At 71.9% G+C, this 17,219-nt stretch carries 17 protein-coding genes; 9 read left to right on the top strand and 8 right to left on the bottom strand.

Annotated elements, in window-relative coordinates; translation table 11 throughout:
* The first annotated feature begins 111 nt into the window (after positions 1–111).
* Positions 112–495 carry a hypothetical protein gene (locus ACZ3ZE_RS18240; protein WP_467259732.1) on the top strand — a complete coding sequence of 128 codons (384 nt, stop codon included), beginning with the start codon at positions 112–114 and terminating at the stop codon, positions 493–495.
* A 50-nt stretch (positions 496–545) separates the two neighbouring features.
* Here the strand turns inward: ACZ3ZE_RS18240 and ACZ3ZE_RS18235 are convergent, their stop codons facing one another.
* The 4 genes from ACZ3ZE_RS18235 to ACZ3ZE_RS18220 form a co-directional block, all read right to left on the bottom strand.
* The gene (locus tag ACZ3ZE_RS18235) at positions 546–1,715 is read right to left on the bottom strand and encodes a cysteine desulfurase family protein (RefSeq protein ID WP_467259730.1); all 1,170 of its coding nucleotides are present in this window, start codon (positions 1,713–1,715) and stop codon (positions 546–548) included.
* Complete coding sequence (locus ACZ3ZE_RS18230) at positions 1,712–2,563, bottom strand: hypothetical protein (RefSeq protein ID WP_467259728.1); 852 nt, start codon at positions 2,561–2,563, stop codon at positions 1,712–1,714. The genes ACZ3ZE_RS18235 and ACZ3ZE_RS18230 overlap by 4 nt, the downstream gene beginning before the upstream one ends.
* A gap of 116 nt (positions 2,564–2,679) precedes the next feature.
* Positions 2,680–3,300 carry an HIT domain-containing protein gene (locus ACZ3ZE_RS18225; protein ID WP_467259725.1) on the bottom strand — a complete coding sequence of 207 codons (621 nt, stop codon included), beginning with the start codon at positions 3,298–3,300 and terminating at the stop codon, positions 2,680–2,682.
* Positions 3,301–3,304: 4 nt separating this feature from the next.
* Positions 3,305–3,862: a dCTP deaminase gene (locus ACZ3ZE_RS18220; RefSeq protein ID WP_467259722.1), complete on the bottom strand. Its 558-nt coding sequence runs from the start codon at positions 3,860–3,862 to the stop codon at positions 3,305–3,307.
* Between the two features lie 296 nt (positions 3,863–4,158).
* Here ACZ3ZE_RS18220 and ACZ3ZE_RS18215 point away from each other — a divergent pair, with 296 nt between their 5' ends.
* A complete protein-coding gene (locus tag ACZ3ZE_RS18215) occupies positions 4,159–5,136 on the top strand; it encodes a LysR family transcriptional regulator (protein ID WP_361621143.1) in 978 nt (325 codons plus the stop codon).
* Positions 5,137–5,158: 22 nt separating this feature from the next.
* Entirely contained in the window at positions 5,159–6,511 is a 1,353-nt protein-coding gene (locus ACZ3ZE_RS18210) for a methyltransferase domain-containing protein (RefSeq protein WP_361621146.1), read from the top strand.
* Positions 6,512–6,581: 70 nt separating this feature from the next.
* Here the strand turns inward: ACZ3ZE_RS18210 and ACZ3ZE_RS18205 are convergent, their stop codons facing one another.
* The 4 genes from ACZ3ZE_RS18205 to ACZ3ZE_RS18190 form a co-directional block, all read right to left on the bottom strand.
* Complete coding sequence (locus ACZ3ZE_RS18205) at positions 6,582–6,908, bottom strand: nucleoside triphosphate pyrophosphohydrolase (RefSeq protein ID WP_361621149.1); 327 nt, start codon at positions 6,906–6,908, stop codon at positions 6,582–6,584.
* A gap of 170 nt (positions 6,909–7,078) precedes the next feature.
* A complete protein-coding gene (locus tag ACZ3ZE_RS18200) occupies positions 7,079–8,122 on the bottom strand; it encodes a HEAT repeat domain-containing protein (protein WP_467259721.1) in 1,044 nt (347 codons plus the stop codon).
* 104 nt (positions 8,123–8,226) lie between these two features.
* Positions 8,227–8,889: a HEAT repeat domain-containing protein gene (locus ACZ3ZE_RS18195; protein ID WP_467259718.1), complete on the bottom strand. Its 663-nt coding sequence runs from the start codon at positions 8,887–8,889 to the stop codon at positions 8,227–8,229.
* 150 nt (positions 8,890–9,039) lie between these two features.
* Complete coding sequence (locus ACZ3ZE_RS18190) at positions 9,040–9,783, bottom strand: PIG-L deacetylase family protein (RefSeq protein ID WP_361165293.1); 744 nt, start codon at positions 9,781–9,783, stop codon at positions 9,040–9,042.
* 166 nt (positions 9,784–9,949) lie between these two features.
* Here ACZ3ZE_RS18190 and asnB point away from each other — a divergent pair, with 166 nt between their 5' ends.
* The 6 genes from asnB to ACZ3ZE_RS18160 all read left to right on the top strand — a co-directional run bounded on the left by asnB (position 9,950) and on the right by ACZ3ZE_RS18160 (position 17,201).
* Positions 9,950–11,755, top strand: coding sequence for an asparagine synthase (glutamine-hydrolyzing) (asnB, locus tag ACZ3ZE_RS18185; protein WP_361165297.1), 1,806 nt, complete (start codon positions 9,950–9,952; stop codon positions 11,753–11,755).
* Positions 11,756–11,810: 55 nt separating this feature from the next.
* Positions 11,811–12,755, top strand: coding sequence for a 2-methylaconitate cis-trans isomerase PrpF family protein (locus ACZ3ZE_RS18180; RefSeq protein WP_361621158.1), 945 nt, complete (start codon positions 11,811–11,813; stop codon positions 12,753–12,755).
* Between the two features lie 146 nt (positions 12,756–12,901).
* The gene (locus tag ACZ3ZE_RS18175) at positions 12,902–13,639 is read left to right on the top strand and encodes an SDR family oxidoreductase (protein ID WP_361165302.1); all 738 of its coding nucleotides are present in this window, start codon (positions 12,902–12,904) and stop codon (positions 13,637–13,639) included.
* A gap of 76 nt (positions 13,640–13,715) precedes the next feature.
* Positions 13,716–15,281, top strand: a complete 1,566-nt coding sequence (locus ACZ3ZE_RS18170) for a class I tRNA ligase family protein (RefSeq protein ID WP_361165305.1) — start codon at positions 13,716–13,718, stop codon at positions 15,279–15,281.
* Between the two features lie 206 nt (positions 15,282–15,487).
* The gene (mshA, locus tag ACZ3ZE_RS18165; protein WP_361166346.1) at positions 15,488–16,786 is read left to right on the top strand and encodes a D-inositol-3-phosphate glycosyltransferase; all 1,299 of its coding nucleotides are present in this window, start codon (positions 15,488–15,490) and stop codon (positions 16,784–16,786) included.
* A gap of 217 nt (positions 16,787–17,003) precedes the next feature.
* Positions 17,004–17,201, top strand: a complete 198-nt coding sequence (locus ACZ3ZE_RS18160; RefSeq protein WP_361165308.1) for a hypothetical protein — start codon at positions 17,004–17,006, stop codon at positions 17,199–17,201.
* Positions 17,202–17,219 lie beyond the last annotated feature (18 nt).

Here is a 17,219-nt window from a genome sequence, read left to right as displayed (position 1 = left end):
CCCCTCTCCGTTGCAATGAATGGCGAGTGAACGCGACGCCGGGGTGTGGGCCGGAAGGCGGACGCCGGAAGGCCGGCCCCGCTATCCTCTTGCCGTCGAAGGCGTCCATGGGTGGGGAATCGTCGCCATGCGCAGCACGCCCGTTCGCAACGCCACCCGGGCAAGTACGCCGGCCGCACGCCGTACTACCTGCGCTACCGCTACACCAAGAACGAGGACGGCTCGCTGGACTGGTCCGGCGGCTTCCAGGTCTCCGGCGACGACGGCCGGCTGACCCGGCTCAGCGTCCTGCCCTCCCTCGACGCGACCGGCGACCCGAACGACCCGCTGCACGTCAGCGCGTTCGACAAGTGCAAGAGCGGCGACAGCCTCGACAAGGCGGCCAAGGGCGCCTCGGTGGAGGGCTGCCAGATCTTCCTCACCGACGCCGGGGGCGGCACGCCGAAGACGGTGGAGTGGGTGCGCGGCCAGGACACCCTGGCGACCTGGAAGTGACCGGCCTCGCCCGAGGCGACGGCCCGACGGCGTAACTCGGGGCCGTTTCCTTATGCCTTGGGCGGCGCGGTGCCCTTTGGGGCGTGGGGTTCGATGGTGCTCGTGATGAGGCTGACGGCCTGATCGATGTCGTCTTCGGTGGTGGTGCGGCCGAGGCTGAGCCGGAGGGTTGCGCGGGCCTGGTCGCGTGTGAGTCCGATTGCGGTGAGGACGTGGGAGGGCTCGCTGCTTCCCGTATCGCAGGCGGAACCGGTGGAGGCGGCGAGGGCGGGGATCCGGTCGAGGAGGTCGGCGGCTTCGATGCCGGGAAGGGTGAGGCTGAGGTTGCCGGGCAGTCGGCGGTGGGGGTCGCCGTTGACGTGGGCGTCGGGGATCGCGGCGAGGAGGCGGGCCTGGAGCCGGTCGCGGAGGGCTCGGAGGTGGGCCGGTGACGGGACGGTGCCGCTGGTGATGAGGCGGGCGGCGGCGCCGAATCCGACGATCGCGGGAACGTTCGGCGTTCCGGCCCGCAGTCCGCGTTCTTGTCCGCCGCCTGTCTGCTGAGGTGCTATCCGGGTGCCGCCGCGGATGTAGAGGGCGCCGATGCCTTTGGGTCCGTGGAGCTTGTGGGCGGAGAGGGAGGCGAGGTCGACCCCGGACTCCGTGACATCCAGGAGTCCGCAGCCGGCGCTTTGGGCGGCGTCGGTGTGCAGGAGGATGCCGCGAGGGCTGGTGATCTCGGCGATGGCGGCGATCCGTTGCAGGGTGCCGATCTCATTGTTGGCCTGCATGACCGAGGCCAGCACGGTGTGCCGGGTGAGGGCGGCGGCGATGTCGGCGGGCTGGACGCGGCCGTGCCGGTCGACGCCGACGTGGGTGACGGTGTAGCCATGGTGATCGACGAGCCGCTGGCAGGCGGCGAGGACGGCCTTGTGCTCGATCACGGTGGTGACGATGTGCCCGCCGTGCGGGCGGGCGGCCAGGGCGCCGCCGACAAGGGCGAGGTGGTCGGCCTCGGTGGCGCCGGAGGTGAAGACGATCTCCCGCTCGCTCTTCGCGCCGACCAAGTCGGCGACCTGGCGCCGGGCGGTGCGGACGGCCCTTGCGGCGGTACGTCCGATGGCGTGCGGGCTGGAAGGGTTGCCGTACGCGGTGGTGAGGAACGGCAGCATCGCTTCCAGGGCCCGCTTGTCCAGGGGGGTGGTGGCCTGGTGATCGAGGTAGACCGGCTGCTGGGTCATGCCGCCCGCTCCTTGGGGCGGGCGGGGTTCGTCGCTGTCGCGGCGTACTTGTGTTCGCCGTCGACGAGGTCCCAGTAGACGGCGCGGGGTTCGTCGAAGACCGAGAACGCGGTGGCCAGACAGTGCCAGTTCCGGTTGGGTTGGGCCAGGGCCATGAGGAAGGCGTCCTCGAACAACCGAAGGGCGCGACGAGCCAGGGCCTGGCGGGTCGGCTGCGGCCCGAACAGGTGCGGGAAGCCGTGTTCGCGCAGCCACGCCCCGGCGTGCTCGACGCCGGCCGTGCGGTCCAGGTGGCCGCCGTCGGTGAGGGTCTGGGCAGCCAGTCGCTCAAGGCGGCGGTGCCTGCGGGCGTCCTCTCCGCCGGAGCAGCGGTCGCCGGTGATCTGCCATTCGTGCCAGCGGGGCGACTGGTAGTGGTCCCAGTCGACGTCGCCGATGTAGGCGGTGACCTGGGGCGGGATCTGCCCGCGGGTCAGGTCGGCGACGTCGTAGCCGGGGCCGAGGGCCTCCATCGTGACGGAACCGGGCCTGCCGGGACAGGGCCGGTCCATGCGGACGAGAACCGTGAGTCTGTTGGTGAAGCGGTTGGTGGGCTCGGCCAGGATCACGGCCCGTCCGTCGGCCAGCAGCCCGGCCGCAAGGAGCGGGATCTCTTCGACGGGGAAGGTGTTGCCACCTCGGTAGTACTGCTTCTTCTCGACGCCACCGTCGGAACGGACCATCAGCTTCGTGGTGGCGGTGGCGGTGGCGAGGTCGTGGGCGGCGGTGCGGACTGCGGCCATGCCCTGGGCGGGCTCGATGAGGCAGGCGTTCAGGACGGGCAGGTTCAGTGAGTGCAGCAGGGCCATGGTCTGCCACTTCGGCCAGCGTCGGTCCGTGGCCGCCGAGGCCAGTTCGTCAGCTGTCAGTGCGTGTAACGGGCGGGGCAGGGCTGTCGCCATCGCGCCGTTCCCCCCTTCCTTCGTCAGGCGGCGTCCGCGATGTGGAGGTCGGAGGACAACTCGGCGAACGTGCGCTCGCGGTGAGTGGTGAAGGGGTGGTCGCGCCAGTCGAAGCTGTCGCCGATGCCGAGCGCGTCGGCGCAGACGCGGCGTACGAACTGCCGGGCGAAGCCGGCCGAGGGCCAGTAGTGGTGCTCACCGTGCCGGGGTGAGAGATAGAGGTAGGAGCCGTCCGCCGCGGTGGGCAGCTCGGCCATCGATCCCAGGCGGCGGCCGGGACCACCGGACCGCTCATAGGCGGCGGTGATCACGTCCGGGTCGGGGACGGGGATCAGGTGCAGGTGGCAGTGGCTGCAGCAGGAGGCACCCAGTTCGCAGTCACGCGGTCCGTGCTCGGCGAGGATGGTCGGCCCGTAGCGGTTCTGGATCAGCGTGCGCATCTCCTCGACCTCTGCCGCGACCCGCCTGAGGTGGGCGGGGGTGAGGTCGGCGGCGGCGTCCAGGTGCTCGACGGGCATGAACAAGCAGTAGCCGGGGGTGAAGGCTCCGACGGTGGGCAGCAGCAGCCAGCTCCCCGGGGTCTCGGTGATGATCCGGGTGGGGTGCTCGCGTGTGGTGAACTCGGTGCAGAACTGGCAGTCCATCAGGTCACTTTCCGCTCGGGCCGAGGGGGAACTCGTCGGCGTATCGGCTCTTCAGGTCGGCTTCGCGGCCGTAGAAGGGGTGCGATGCGCTGTCGCCGGTGCTGGTGCCGTCCAGCGCGAAGACGAGCAGGCGGGCCAGCGGCATGCCGTGGTGCAGTCGCAGGGGGGCCGGGCCGGTGTTGACCAGTTCCAGTGTGAGATGGCCGTCCCAGCCGGGCAGGACGAACGGGCTGGTGACGTGAACGGCCAGGCCGACGCGGGCCAGGTGGCTCAGGCCACCGATCATTCCCATCAACCCGGCCCCGAGTCGCAGCGGATCGGCGACCGGGCCAAGAACCATTTCGCCGGGCATCAGGTCGTAGGTCGTCCATTCGGTGACCGACTCGCCGTAGAGATCGTCGATGCTGGCCTGGTCGGCCAGGTCGATTACGGGCGGGGGCGGTGTCGCCAGCGGCAACAAGGGCGCCCCGAGCGTCAAGAGCAGTCCGTCACCGCGCAGTTGGCCGGGCCATTCCAAATCTTCTCGTTCGATCAGCCAGGTGATCGACTCGGCTGAGAGCATGACTCACCCCCGGATTCAGGCAGCAGGGACGTGATCGCCTTTCGGATCGAAGGCTGCTGAAATGTTCCCCGGGATAGCTCCCGATAGCCATATGTCCGATTGGACATTTAGAGGTTTTCTCGGGGTGAAATGCGGAGAAGTTCAGTTCTGCTGGCCGAGCGGACAGCGCACGTCGGGTGAGGCCGTGTCGGGGAGGGTGCGTGAGAGTGCCGTCGTTGCCCTCCGGGCCACTGAAGGTGCCCGGACCTGAGGGGTTCCGCGCTGATCTGCTGGCGTGTTCCCCGGATCTCCTGGATGTGACCTGGGACCAGATGCGGACCCTGATCGTGGTCCATGAGGCCGGGACCGCGCTGGCCGCGTCCAGGCTCCTCGGGCGCGAACAGTCCAGCGTCCAGAAGCAGCTCGACATCCTCAATCGCAACTTCCAGTCCCTCACGGGTGAGTTGCTGGTGGTCAAGCAGGGACGCGGCCGTGACTTCCTGTTCACCCCGACCGGCCTGGAGGTCGTCGAGCGCGCGAGGGCGTCCTTCGCCGACTGGCTGCAGGGCATCGCCGGCTCCCGCCGCAGACTGGGCTCGACGCTGACCGTGGGGACCACCGAATTCACCCTCGGCTTCCTGGGCCGGGTGTGGGAACGGGTGGCCCCGCAGTTGCAGGAGCGGGAGGTCGAGCTGAAGGTCGTGCATGTGCGGACCCGTGACTTCTGGCAGCGGCTCGACTCCAACCAGGTCGACCTGTTGTGCGGCGGGCTGGCCGCCGAGGCAGCCGAGAGCCAGGTCGCCCCCGAGTACGACTTCCTGGAGTGGCACCGCGAGGGCCTGTCCCTGCTGACCAACCTGCCGGTGCGGGAACTCGCCGCCCGTCAGGTCGGCGTCGACCGACTGCGGACGCTTCCGCTGGTCATTCCCTCCCGAGGGGTGATCACCGACTTCGTCGAGCGCTGGTACGGCCCGGATTTCCGCTCGCAGCTGCAGATCGCGGCCGAGATCGACGACATCTACTACGGCCTCGCCCTGCTGCGGTCCCGCATGACCTACGGCTGCATGCTGTGCGCCCGCTCCCTGGGTGAGGCCGCTGTGGACGGCCGATTGCCGACGAGCGAGGACTTCCGCCTGATCGACATCGCCGACGACTTCGACCCTATGCTCCAGTTGGTCTCCGGAGTCTTCGCCCGCAAGGGAGAACGCGAAACCTATGACGCCTCCCATCCGCTGAATATCCTGTGGGACGCCTTCCGCGACGAGGCCGCCTCCGGTGGGCCCCTGCCCTTGTGACCGATCCTCCTGGAGGACCCCCGTGCTGCTGGCCTCGGTCAACCTCAACAAGCGCCTCGGTGCTGACGGAGCTCGTTCCCGCCTGGCGACCTGGCTCCGGGAGCGCCGGGTCCAGGCGGTGCTCGCGCAGGAGCCGTTCAAGCCCGTCGACCGGACCGCGCCGGCGCTGCCCGGGTTCACCTTCGCCGGCGGCGACGGACGTTTGGCTGCCTGGATCAGCGAGGATCTCGCCCGGCCCGCCGTCACTTCGCCGCACCCGTGGGTCCAGCGCGTCGAGCTGGACTGGCTGGCCGTCTTCCAGGTCCATTTGGACTCTCGTACGAGTGCCGCCCGCGCCGACCAACTGGCCCGACTGGGAGAGCTGGCCGCCGCCGAGGACGGGCGTCCGCTGCTGATCTGCGGGGACTTCAACCTCGCCCCCCGCCCTCAGGACGGCCTCGCCGGCGACCGGCCCAGCACCTTCACCACCCAGCAGGAGCGCGATCGCCTGCGGCATCTGATACACAGCGCCAGGCTGGTCGACACCACTGCCGAGGGGCCCGTCGTCTTCACCTTCGAGCGGACCTTCCACGGTCGACCGACCCGAGTCCGCTGCGATCTCGCCCTGCTCAGCGATCATGTGGTACCGACGGTCAGGGTGACTACGGACCCGGTGGTGCGAAGCGGCCCGGAGGAGTTCACCGACCACTCCGCCGTCCTGGTCGACCTGCCGGTCACTCTGGAGCCGGCCGAGCCCGACGATGTGCTCTTCAGGCTGAGCGAACTGACCGGCGACGTCCCGGCCCCCGCCGGGGGCCGGGACTCACAGCCCCACAAGACCGCGATGAGCCGCCAGGCCCCCTCCCCGGCCTCCAGGACGGTGACTGAACAGCTGATAGGCCCCCTCCGGATCGGAAGCGTCCTGGACCACGGCTGCGGCCGCGGCGCCGACGTCACCCACTACCGGTCGGTGGGGCTGGACGCCGAAGGCTTCGATCCCCATGCCGCGTTCGGCTGGCCACGTCCCGCGCGGACCGGATTCGACCTGGTCACCTCGATGTTCGTCCTCAACGTGCTGCCCGATCCCTGGCAGCGGATCCAGGCTCTGAGAGACGCGGCTTCCTTCGCCCGGCCCGGCGGCCATGTCGCTGTCGTCACCCGTTCCCCCGAGGAGATCGCCAAAGCCGCCGCCAACGGCGGGTGGCCGGCCCATCACGACGGGTTCTGGTCCAGCCGGAGCAAGGGAACCTTCCAGCGCGGCATCGACTCGGCCGAGATCACCGCACTCGCCCGCAGGGCCGGCCTCCTGCCCGCCGCCGATGTTCCCGAATTGCCCCTACCGGGTGTCTGCCACGTGGTCCTCACCAAGCCCGAGGGCGAAGCCGGGTACAGATGACCGTGGCCGGTCGCGTACGACCGAGTGCGCCAAAGCGCGGTACCTGCCGGCGGCTGATACCCGCGCCGGGTCAGCGGTTTCCGGTCCAGACGATCCGGTCGGCGAAACCGCCCCGTTCACCCGCCTTGGCCTCGCGGATCTTCTCCAGCTGCTCCGTGCCGATCCCCAGGTCCGCGGCGAGTGCGTGCACGACCTCCAGTACGTCCGCGAGTTCCTCCGGCGCCGCCGCATGGTCCGCGTCCAGGAACTCGTTGACCTCTTCGTGGAGCTTGTCGCGCAGCCTGCTTCGGTATTCCTCGGGTCCGGCGGTGTAGGTGACAGGGACGGCCCCCTTCGCGCGGATGATCTGCGGAATGCCGTCCCGAACCAGTTTGCCGACCTTGCTGTAGCGCTCCATGCGTCGCTCTCCGCACCCCTCACCGTGAGGCGGTCGGGTTGGCCGCCCCCATGCCGACGCAGCCTAGAGAGACCGCCCCGGCACTCGCCATCCGGATGCGCCTGGTTCACCGTTGAGAGGGACGCTTTCCGGTCGCTCGGTGTCGGACAAGGCCGATCGAGCCGGAACCGCTAGCGGCCCTCCCGCAACCTCAGGACGTACGCGGCCGTCGCCGCCACCGTCCGGTCCTCGTCCCGTGACAGTTCCGTGAGGGCGCGGGTCGCCGCCGGGCCCGGGATGTCCGCGAGTGCCTGGGTGAGGCGTTGGCGGGCGGTTGGGGTGGTCGTGGGGTGGGTGAGGCGGGTGGTCAGTTCGGTGGTGATCCGGGGCACGTGGGCGGGGTCGGCCGCCAGGGTGCTCAGGGCGTCGGCCGCGTCGGCGTCGTTGCGCTCCTCCACCACCATGTCGACGAGGGTCGGGACCGCCTCGGGTGCTCCCCGCGTCCCCAGTGCCAGGGCCGCGTACGCCCGGACCACCCGGTCGGGGTGGCCGAGGGCGTCCCGCAGGAGAGCGGTCGCCCCGGCGTCCGGGAGTTCGGCCAGGGATCGGACGGCTCGGTTCCGTACCGTCGCGCGGGGCGAGTCGAGGCCCTCCGCCAGCAGCGGGGCCGCCGTCCCACCCGTCTGGGCCAGGGCCCAGTGGAGTGCCCCGGCGACGACCGGGTCGGGTTCGGCCAGGACGGCTTCGACCAAGGCCTCCACCGGTACGGCCGGGGCCGGGACGCCGTCGGCCGAGGAGGACGCCGAGCGTCGCGACGACACCGAGGCCAGGGCCGCGCTCTGCCGCGCCCCCGGGCTCTGCGAGCCCAGCGCCTGGAGCAGGGCCGTGATCCGCAGGACCTCCTCCCATCCGGCCGGCTCCGCCGCGCCGATCCGGCGGAGCCTCGTGAGCAGTTCCGTCTCCGCCGCGATGCGCTCCCGGGTCCGGCGTACCAGGTCGTCGACGAGCTCCGTGGGCGCGAAGTCCGGGTCGTCGAGCGCGCGCCCGACATCCCGCAGCGAGAGGCCCAGCGCGCGCAGGCTCTCGATGTGGAACACGCGCCGGATGTTCTCCTCGGAGTACTCGCGGTAGCCGGAACCGCTGCGTCCGGTCGGGCGCACCAGGCCCAGGGACTCGTAATGCCGGAGCATGCGGGCGCTCACCCCGGAACGTCGCGCGACCTCGCCGATCAGCACCGCCCACCGTCCTCCCGTACCGCCGGCGAGCTGTACGGCCGTACAGCCGGCCTTCCCTCACGGCTGCCGGCTTTTCCGTACCGGTTACCGGCTTTCCGTACCGGTTACCGGCTTTCCGTACCGCCCCCCGGCCCCTCCCCGCCCAGGGCCACCACCCGCTTCGCCGCCTCGATCGCGAACTCGAACCCCGCCTCCGGGTCCCGCCACAGCGATTCCGTCGCGAGCGCGTGCGCCCGCACCTCCGGGTCCGGGTGACGCGTCGCCGTGTCCAGCGCCGGCAGCATGGCCTCCCCGAGCGCGATCAACGCCCGGCTCAGGCTCAGCCGCGTCTCGCGCGGGCCGCGTCCGAGCTGCCTCGCCAACCCTACGGCCAGCGTCGGCTCCTCACCTTCCGGTACGAGGACGACCGCCGCCCGCCACGCGCTGCGGGCCACCTCGTCGTCGGGGTCGGCGAGGAGGGCCGGGGTGATCGCCGGCCAGGCCTGGCGGTCGCCGATCTTGGAGAGGGTGTGCAGGGCCTGGCTGCGGGCCTGAGGGGTCTCCGAGCGGACCTCCACGAGCAGCGCCGGGACCGTCGCCGCGGGGGCGTGGCGGGTGAGGGCCCAGGTCAGCATCTCGCGTACGGAGAAGTCGGGCTCGGTCGCGCAGCGGTCGACGAGGGTGCCGACGTCGGCGGGGTCCGGGGTCGTGCCGGCCGTCAGGGCCGCGCGGAGCCGGACGGACGGGTCGTCGTGTGTCAGCCCGGGCAGGGCGCGTGTCGTGGTCATGGGGCCACCTCCTCGGCCACAGTGAAGGGCTTGTCACCGTGTCAAGGTCAAGCGGCAATGTCCGTCGGGTGTCGGGTGCCGGGTGCCGGGAGCCGGAGCCGGGGCCGGGACTCGGGACCCGGACCCGGGACCCAGAACCCCAGCCGGCGCTCAGTCGATGTGGACGATCTGAAACGCCTCCGCCATCCGCCCCACCGGCAGCCCGCCCGCCCTCGCGTGTTCGCTGAGCCAGTCGCGGAGCAGGCCGGACAGGTCGTCGAAGTGGGCGGTCTGGGAGGTGTGGATGCGCAGGGCCTCGACCTTGCGGTCGAAGACGGGGGTGACGTCCACGTACTGGTTCGGGGTGGGGCCCGTCATCAGCCAGAGTTCGTGGACCGTCCACGGCTCCAGGCCCTCCTCCTTGAGGAGCTGAGGGTGGGCGAAGGGGTTGCGGGCCTCGGGGTAGATCGCGCGCAGGCAGGCGTCGCCGACGGCGCGGTGGTCGGGGTGGAGGTCGGCCACGCGGGCCCAGTTGATCTCGGGGGACGGGATGATCGCGCGCTGCGGGCGTACTTCGCGGATGACCCGGCACAGGTCGCGGCGCAGGTCGACGGAGGCCTCGACGAAGCTGTCGGGGTAGCCGAGGAAGCGGACGTCGGCGACGCCGCTGAGTTTCGCGGAGTGGACCTGCTCGGCGCGGCGCAGGTCCGCCATGGCCTGGCGGGGGAGCGCCTCGTCGTAACCGCCCGCGCCGCCGTCGGTGACGATGCAGTAGGTGACGCGGGTGCCGCGTTCGACCCACTGCATCACCGTGCCGCTGACGCAGAACTCGATGTCGTCCGGGTGTGCCGCCACCACCAGCAGGGATTCCGGTGCGCTGCGGACGGTCGGGTCGGTCGTCGCGAAGTCCTCCATGGGGCCAGCCTCTTGGTGTGGCGGGGGCGTCGCAAGGCCAAGTCGTGGCGTGAACAGGACATGGCACTTACGCGCCACTCAAAAAGTTGGTAGATTCAAATCATTGGGTGTTCCACGTGGACAGAGACTGGTAGAGAGAGCCAGGGAGATCCGGAGGCGACCGGCCATGTGCAGGATTCTCGGCACCATCGCCGCGGGTGCGGCGCGACCCGACCCCGCCGAACTCGCGGCGGTCTCGGGCCGGCAGCGGCACGGCGGCCCCGACGAGCACCAGATCCTCAGCGGTCCCGGCTGGTCGCTCGGCTGCGACCGGCTCGCCGTCACCGACCCCTGCGGCGGACGGCAGCCCTACCGGCTGCCCCACCTGCCCGGGATCCTCGCCGTGCTCAACGGCGAGATCTACAACCACAGCGAACTGCGCCGCCGCCTCGCCGCGCGCGGCCACCGCTTCCCCGACCGCTGCGACGGCACGCTGCTGCCCGCGCTGTACGCCGAGTACGGGCCCGCCTTCGCCGAACACCTCGACGGCATGTTCGCCGTCGCGATCCTCGACCTGCGCCCCGCCGGCGCCCAACTCGTGCTCGCCGTCGACGACATGGGCATGAAGCCCATCCACCTCCACCACGACCCGTACGACGGATCCACCCGCTTCGCCTCCGAGATCCCCGCGCTGCTCGCCTTCGAAGGCGTACGGATCGCCCCCCGCGAGGACGCCCTCGACACCGTCCTCGCCACCCGCACCTCCTTCTCCGCGCGCACCGCCCTCGACGGCGTCGACGTCCTGCCGCCCGGCGCGACCGCGCTCGTACGCCCCGGCTGCGCGCCCGTCGTACGCCGCCGCCCCGCGCACGCCGTACGGCCGCTCGGCGACACCCAGGACGTGCTGCGGCACGAGGTGCGCCGGCTCGCCACCGCCGACGTGCCCGTCTGCGCGGTCACCAGTGGCGGGCTCGACTCCGGGCTGATCACCGCGCTCGCCGCCGAACACGCCCGCGAGACGGACGCGCCGCCGCTGCACACCTTCCACCTCACCTACCGAGGCAAGTGGCCCGACTCCGAGGCCGCGTACGCCCGTTCCGTCGCGCGGCGGGCCCGGACCGTGCACCACGAGGTCGTCGTCGACCCCGACGAGATCCCCTCGCTCCTCACCCGCACCGTGCGTCACCTCGGGCAGCCCAACGCCGACCCCATCGCGCTCTCCACGTACGCGCTGTTCCGGGCCGTCCGCGAGAACGGGTTCACCGTCGCGCTCACCGGCGACGGCGCCGACGAACTCTTCGGCGGGTACGACCGGATGCGGGCCGCGCTCAACGCGCCCGCCGGCATCGACTGGGCCGGCGCCTACGCCGACGCGCTCTCCGCCGCGCCCCGGCTGCTGCGGGAGCACCTGTACACGTCCTCGTACGCCGCGTACATCGCCGAACACGGCTCGGCGGCCGACCGCATCGAGCAGGAACTGCGCTCGGCCGACGCGGCCGGGGGCGACCGGGTGACCGCGCTCAGCGCCTTCGAGACGCGGTGGCGGCTGCCCGCGTACCACCTGCGGCGGGTCGACCACCTGTCGATGGCGTGGGCCGTCGAGGCGCGCATGCCGTTCTGCCAGCCCGGGGTCGTCACCCACGCGCGCGGACTGCCGGCCGCCGCGCGGCACGGGAAGCCCGCGCTGTACGAGGCGGGGGCGGAACTCCTCCCGGCGGCGGTCCTCAACCGCCCCAAGCAGCCCTTCACGCTGCCCGTGGCGGCCATGCTCGCCCCCGGCGGCCCCCTGCTGGACACCGTCCGCGAACTCCTCTCCCCGGCCCGCCTGGTACTCGGCGGCAAGGTCCGCGCCGACCGCGTCCAAAAACTCCTCAACCGCCACCTGGAACGCCCCAACCAGCACGCGGCGATGGCCCTGTGGGGCCTGGCGGTCCACGAACTGTGGACGGAGATCGTCCAGGGCATGCGCATCCCGGTGGGCTGTGCGGCCTGACCCGCCGGGCCTCGGCAGTCCCGGGCCCACCGCATGCGGGGCCACCCCCGCCGTTGTGGGCATTCGTCCCGCCCTGCGGGACGATTGCCCACACGGGGGTGGCGGGGGAGGTGCGCCACGCACCGTCCCCGTCACCATCGTCCGTGCCGAAGACGCCCCCGGCCCCACCCTCGTCGTCCGGCTCGACCACCTCCCCCCGGGCGCCCTCGCCCTCGCTCACGAGCTGGCGGGCTTGCGCCACGGGCTCGCGGGGACCCCGTACACGGGGGTGAACAAGATCGCGGTCTACGGGTCCTCCTCCCGGGCCGCCGGCGGGCTCGACTACCGGTTCGTCCAGGCGCTCCCCGACGGGCGGTTCGACTTTCGTACGGGGTGTGGGCATTCGCTGCTCGCGTGTGTCGTCGCGGAGGGGCGGGGCGGGCCCGTCACCGTGCGGGCGGTGACTACGGGGGACACCGTGCGGGTGGAGGAGGAGAGCGGCGGCGGGGAGGGGTGGGTGCTGCATTTTCTGCGGGACGTGACGGCGGCCGGGACCCTGCCCACCGGGCGGGCCGTGGATGTGCTGCTCGGGGTGCCCGTCTCCCTCGTGCGGTACGGGAATCCGTATGTCTTCGTCGACGCCCGTCATGTGGGGGACGGGGACGGGGTGGAGGAGGAGTTGGGGCGGCTTCGGGGGGCGGCCGGGAAGCTGCTCGGGTACGGCCCGCATGCGGCGTTGCCGAAGATCGCCGTGTTCCGGGCGGAGGCCGACGGGCTCTTCGTGCGAGCGCTCACCGTCGGCGGCTGGCACCCTCGTCTCGCGCTCACGGGCGCCGCCGCCCTCGCCGCCGCGGCCGCCCTCGACGGCACTGTCGTGCCGGGGGTCGCGGGCGGTACGGTCAGGACGCCCGGCGGTGTCGTGACCGTCTCCACGGGGCCCGGCCGGGTCAGCGTGCACCACAAGCGGGCCCGGGTCCTCGACCGGCTCGCACTGCCCTGGCGTATCCACGCAACGGCGTGAACGCGCACCCCTGCGAACGGGCGGTCCCCACCCGACCTCTGTCACGCTGAATGACGACCGGCAATCGGTGGCACTCCGTATCGGATTCGTGTCCGTGCCGTGGTCCGTGCGTATCCGTGGCGTATCCGTGGGGAGAGCAGACACACATGAAATTCGAGAATCTGCGTGTCGTCGTGACCGGCGCGTCCCGCTATTTCGGCCGCGCCCTCGCTGTCGGATTCGCCCATCTCGGCGCCGAGGTCTATGTGTCGGCCCGCACCGTGGAGGCCGCCGAGCGCACCCGCGCCGAGGTGATGGGCTCGGCCCGTGACCGTATCCACGCCTTCGGCTGCGACCTGAGCCGGCCGGCCGAGATCCGGGAGTTCGCGGCCCGGGTCGGCGAGCACACCGACCGGGTCGACCTCCTGGTCAACAACGGGGCCCGCTGGCTGGACGGGATGGATCTGGAGGCGGCCAGCGACGCCGAGATCGTCGAGACGATCGAGTCGACGGCCGGCGGCACCGTCCTGATGGTGAAGCACTTCCTGCCGCTGCTGCGCGGCTCGCTGCGTCCCGACATCGTGAACATGGTCGCCGTGCGCGACGCCGAGGGCGCCTCCGCGGGCGCCGCGCACGAGGCGTTCTACGCGGCGAAGAGCGCGCAGGCCGGTTTCGCCGACATCCTCTCCCGCCGCCTGCGGCCCTCCGGGGTGCGGGTGTTCTCGCTCTTTCCGCCGGACTTCTCGACCTCCGACCCGCGTTTCGCGGAATGGGACGGCTCGAATCCCGACGGAATAGCGCCCGACGAGAAGCTCACCACCCAGGCGCTCTTCGAATGCATCGTGTACGCCGTCGAACAGCCCCGGGACTGCTTCATCCGTTCCTTCCACTTCGAACCCCGCTGATCGCGCACCCGCCGACCGCGGCACCGCCGACCCGAACTCGCTGAAGCTCCCCGCACCACAGCGTCAAGGAGGTCCCATGAGCACCCCTGTCTGGATCACCGCGACCCCTCCGGCCACCCATGGCGAACTGCACATCGGACATCTCGCCGGCCCCTACGTCGCGGCCGACGTCCTCACCCGCTACCTGCGGGCCGAGGGCGAGCCGGTCCGGTTCACCACCGGTACCGCCGACCACGCCAGTTCGGTGGAGGTCAGAGCGCTGCGCCACAACCGCAAGCCGGAGGAGGTCGCCGAGGGCTACCGCGCGGCGATCACCGCGGACTGGCTGCGGTCCGGTGTCGAGTTCGACCACATCGTGCGGCCGCGCCGCGACAAGGGCTACGCACGCTGGGTGCAGGAGCTCTTCAGCCGCCTGTACGCGCAGGGGGTCATCGCCCCCCGCACCCGCCTGCTGCCGTACTGCGAGCCGTGCGAGCGGTGGCTGTACGGGGCGCACGTCACCGGCAGCTGCCCGCACTGCGGGGCCACCAGCGACGGCGGCATGTGCCACGAGTGCGCCCGCCCCAACGACGGCGGCGACCTCATCTCGCCGCGCTGCTCGCTGTGCGACACCCCGGCGCTCGCCAAGCGCTGCCGGCGGCTGTACGTACCCCTGGAGCCGTTCCGGGAGACCCTCGCCGAGTACTGGGCGGCGGCCGGGCTCCCGCCGCGGCTCGCCGCGCTGTGCGAGTCGCTGGTCGAGGACGGGCTGCCGGACATCGCCGTCGGGCATCCCGCGGAGTGGGGCCTGCCGGTGCCGGTGGAGGGCTTCCCCGACCACCGTATCGACGGCTGCTTCGAGGCGGCCGCCATGCACCTGTTCGGCTACGACACGAAGGGCCCGCTGCCCCGCCGCACCATTCACTTCTGCGGGTTCGGGCACGCCTTCTGTCACGCGGTGCTGCTGCCGGTGCTGCTCCTCGCGCAGGACGTGAAGCTGCCGCAGGAGTTCAACGTCAACGAGTCGTACATCGTGGAGGAGGGCGTCCGCGAGGGCAATGTGTGGGCGCTCGACCTGCTCACCGAGTACGGCTCCGACACGCTGCGCCGGCATGTCCTCCAGGCCCGTCCGACGGGCCGCAGGACCGTCTTCCAGCGCGACCGGCTCGCCGCCGCCCGCCTGGAGCTCGACGAGAACTGGAACAGCTGGCTCGCGCGGCTCTTCGCGTCGGTCCGCGAGGAGTGCGACGGGCTCGCCCCGCAGGCCATGCCGGGCGGCACCGGCTGGGAGATCCTGGAGCGGCGGCTGCACCGGGGCGTGGACGATCTGCGGGAGGCGTACGGCCCCGACGCGTTCGACCCGCGCCGCGCGGTGGCCGTGCTCGACGAGATGGTCCGCTCGGTCGCCGACTTCGGCTACGTCAATGCCCACGAGCGCTGCCGGCCCAGCAACTCCTGCCGCCATCTGCCGTCGCTCGCCGCCCAGTTGGCGGTGGCCTCCGCGCTGTCCGCGTGGTCGCGGCCGGTGATGCCGGAGGGTGCGGACCGGCTGGCGTCGGCGTTGCAGGTGGCGTCGGGCCGTCCCGTCGACTGGTCGGCCCTGATCGCCCCGCTGCCGGGGACGCGGCTCGCGCCGCCCTCCGGTCCGGTCTACGGGTTCTGACGAACTCGCACCGGATTCCCGCGCCCACGACTACTAATCAGCTAAGTACCTCAGTAAGTGAGAAGTCGGTCACGCGACGACTCGGCAATTCCGCAAGAGAGAACACGAACAACGCAGTCCCCATCCCCGCCGCGTGACCGTGCGCGCGACGCGCAGGGACCACGTGGCCCTCCCCACAGGAGCCCCCCGTGTCCCTGCGCGTCGCCATGCTCAGCGTCCACACCTCCCCGCTCCACCAGCCCGGAACCGGGGACGCCGGCGGAATGAACGTCTACATGGTCGAACTCTCCCGGGCCCTCGCCGAACAGGGCGTGGAGGTCGACCTGTTCACCCGCTGCCGTGGCGAGGGCCGGCCCGGCCTCGAAGACCTCGCGCCCGGCGTCCGGGTCCGGCACCTGCACGCGGGGCCGCGCCGGCCGCTGCCCAAGGAGGCCATGCCGGACCTGGTGGTGCCGTTCTCGCTGGCCCTGCTCAAGGAGCGGCGGCGCTACGACCTGGTCCACTCGCACTACTGGCTGTCCGGGCAGGCCGGGCGGATCGCCTCGTTCGGCTGGGGGATACCGCTGGTGCACACCGCGCACACCCTGGCCCTGGTGAAGAACGCGCACCTCGCCGACGGCGACCGCCCCGAGCCCGAGCTGCGGATCCGCGGCGAGCGGCAGGTGGTCGGCGACGCCGACCGGCTGATCGCCAACACGGCCGACGAGGCGGAGGCGCTGCGCTCCCTGTACGGGGCGGCGCCGCCGCGCACCGAGGTGGTGCGGCCCGGGGTGGACCTGCGGACCTTCGGGCCGGGTGCGGGGCGGGCGGCGGCCCGGGCGCGGCTGGGGCTGCCGGCCGACGCGTTCATCCCGCTGTACGCGGGGCGGATCCAGCCCCTGAAGGGGCCCGACGTCCTGGTGCGGGCCGTCGCCGAGCTGCTGCGGATGGCGCCGGAGCTGCGGCGGCGGCTGCTGGTGCCGGTGGTGGGCGGGCACTCGGGGGCGGGCCGGGAGGGCTCGATGTGGCGGCTCGCGCGGGAGCTGGGGGTCGAGGACGTGCTCCAGGCCTGTCCTCCCGTACCGCAGGAGCGGCTGGCCGAGTGGTACCGGGCGGCGGACGTGCTCGTGGTGCCCTCGCGCTCGGAGTCCTTCGGTCTGGTGGCGCTGGAGGCGCAGGCGTGCGGGACGCCGGTGCTCGCGGCGGCGGTGGGCGGGCTGCCGACGGCGGTGTGGGACGGGGTGTCGGGGATGCTCGTACGGGGGCACGACCCGGTGGAGTACGCGCGTCGGCTGCGGTGGCTCGCGGCGCATCCGCAGGCGCGGGTGTCGATGGGGGAGGCGGCGGTGCGGCACGCGCAGGGGATGAGCTGGCGCACTTCCGCCGCGCGGACGGTCGACGTCTACGAGGACGCGCGGGCGGGTCTGTCGCGCCGTGCGGGTGGGGTGGGGCAAGGGCGGCGGCACGCCCCTGCCCCGGCGGCCCCTCTCTCCTGGAGGAACGAGAAGGCCGTAGTTCAAGTCTAGCATCTCTTTTGGTCCGACCAAAGGTTAGGGAAGCTCCGGATCCCCCAATTCCGTTGCCGGGGCGTCGCATTGACGCACTCACGCCATGGCGAGTGCACGCACAGACCACCTATGGATTCGCTTCCAGGGGCGGATCAGAATAGAGATGTCTTCAGGGAGCGCCCGGCGGCACGGGCCCCCGGAAGGCGGAATTCATATTCCCACTCCTGGAGGAATCATGACCGCTCAGCAGAACGCCGGTGTCCGCAAGACGGTCCGCCAGTTCACCCTCGCGCTGGTCGCGTGTCTGGCCGTCGCCGGCGGTGCGGCCGTGGCCACCGCCGACGGCAGCGCCGCCGCCCCGCAGCAGAACGCGGGCGTCACCAACGAGTGGCCGTTCGTCGACCCCACCCCCACCCCCACCCCGACCAACTGAGGTACCGCCGGACGGAAT

Source organism: Streptomyces sp. NPDC023157 (assembly GCF_055560575.1).
Note: the sequence above shows the minus strand (reverse complement) of the source record. Positions and strands in the feature narration are given on the sequence as shown.

What these genes read in the sequence shown, in the direction of transcription:
- ACZ3ZE_RS18235 (WP_467259730.1), bottom strand. Translation starts at nt 1,715, where the DNA reads ATGACCCAGCAGCCGGTCTACCTCGATCACCAGGCCACCACCCCCCTG.
- ACZ3ZE_RS18230 (WP_467259728.1), bottom strand. Translation starts at nt 2,563, where the DNA reads ATGGCCCTGCTGCACTCACTGAACCTGCCCGTCCTGAACGCCTGCCTC.
- ACZ3ZE_RS18225 (WP_467259725.1), bottom strand. Translation starts at nt 3,300, where the DNA reads ATGGACTGCCAGTTCTGCACCGAGTTCACCACACGCGAGCACCCCACC.
- ACZ3ZE_RS18220 (WP_467259722.1), bottom strand. Translation starts at nt 3,862, where the DNA reads ATGCTCTCAGCCGAGTCGATCACCTGGCTGATCGAACGAGAAGATTTG.
- ACZ3ZE_RS18205 (WP_361621149.1), bottom strand. Translation starts at nt 6,908, where the DNA reads ATGGAGCGCTACAGCAAGGTCGGCAAACTGGTTCGGGACGGCATTCCG.
- ACZ3ZE_RS18195 (WP_467259718.1), bottom strand. Translation starts at nt 8,889, where the DNA reads ATGACCACGACACGCGCCCTGCCCGGGCTGACACACGACGACCCGTCC.
- ACZ3ZE_RS18190 (WP_361165293.1), bottom strand. Translation starts at nt 9,783, where the DNA reads ATGGAGGACTTCGCGACGACCGACCCGACCGTCCGCAGCGCACCGGAA.
- asnB (WP_361165297.1), top strand. Translation starts at nt 9,950, where the DNA reads ATGTGCAGGATTCTCGGCACCATCGCCGCGGGTGCGGCGCGACCCGAC.
- ACZ3ZE_RS18175 (WP_361165302.1), top strand. Translation starts at nt 12,902, where the DNA reads ATGAAATTCGAGAATCTGCGTGTCGTCGTGACCGGCGCGTCCCGCTAT.
- ACZ3ZE_RS18170 (WP_361165305.1), top strand. Translation starts at nt 13,716, where the DNA reads ATGAGCACCCCTGTCTGGATCACCGCGACCCCTCCGGCCACCCATGGC.
- mshA (WP_361166346.1), top strand. Translation starts at nt 15,488, where the DNA reads ATGCTCAGCGTCCACACCTCCCCGCTCCACCAGCCCGGAACCGGGGAC.
- ACZ3ZE_RS18160 (WP_361165308.1), top strand. Translation starts at nt 17,004, where the DNA reads ATGACCGCTCAGCAGAACGCCGGTGTCCGCAAGACGGTCCGCCAGTTC.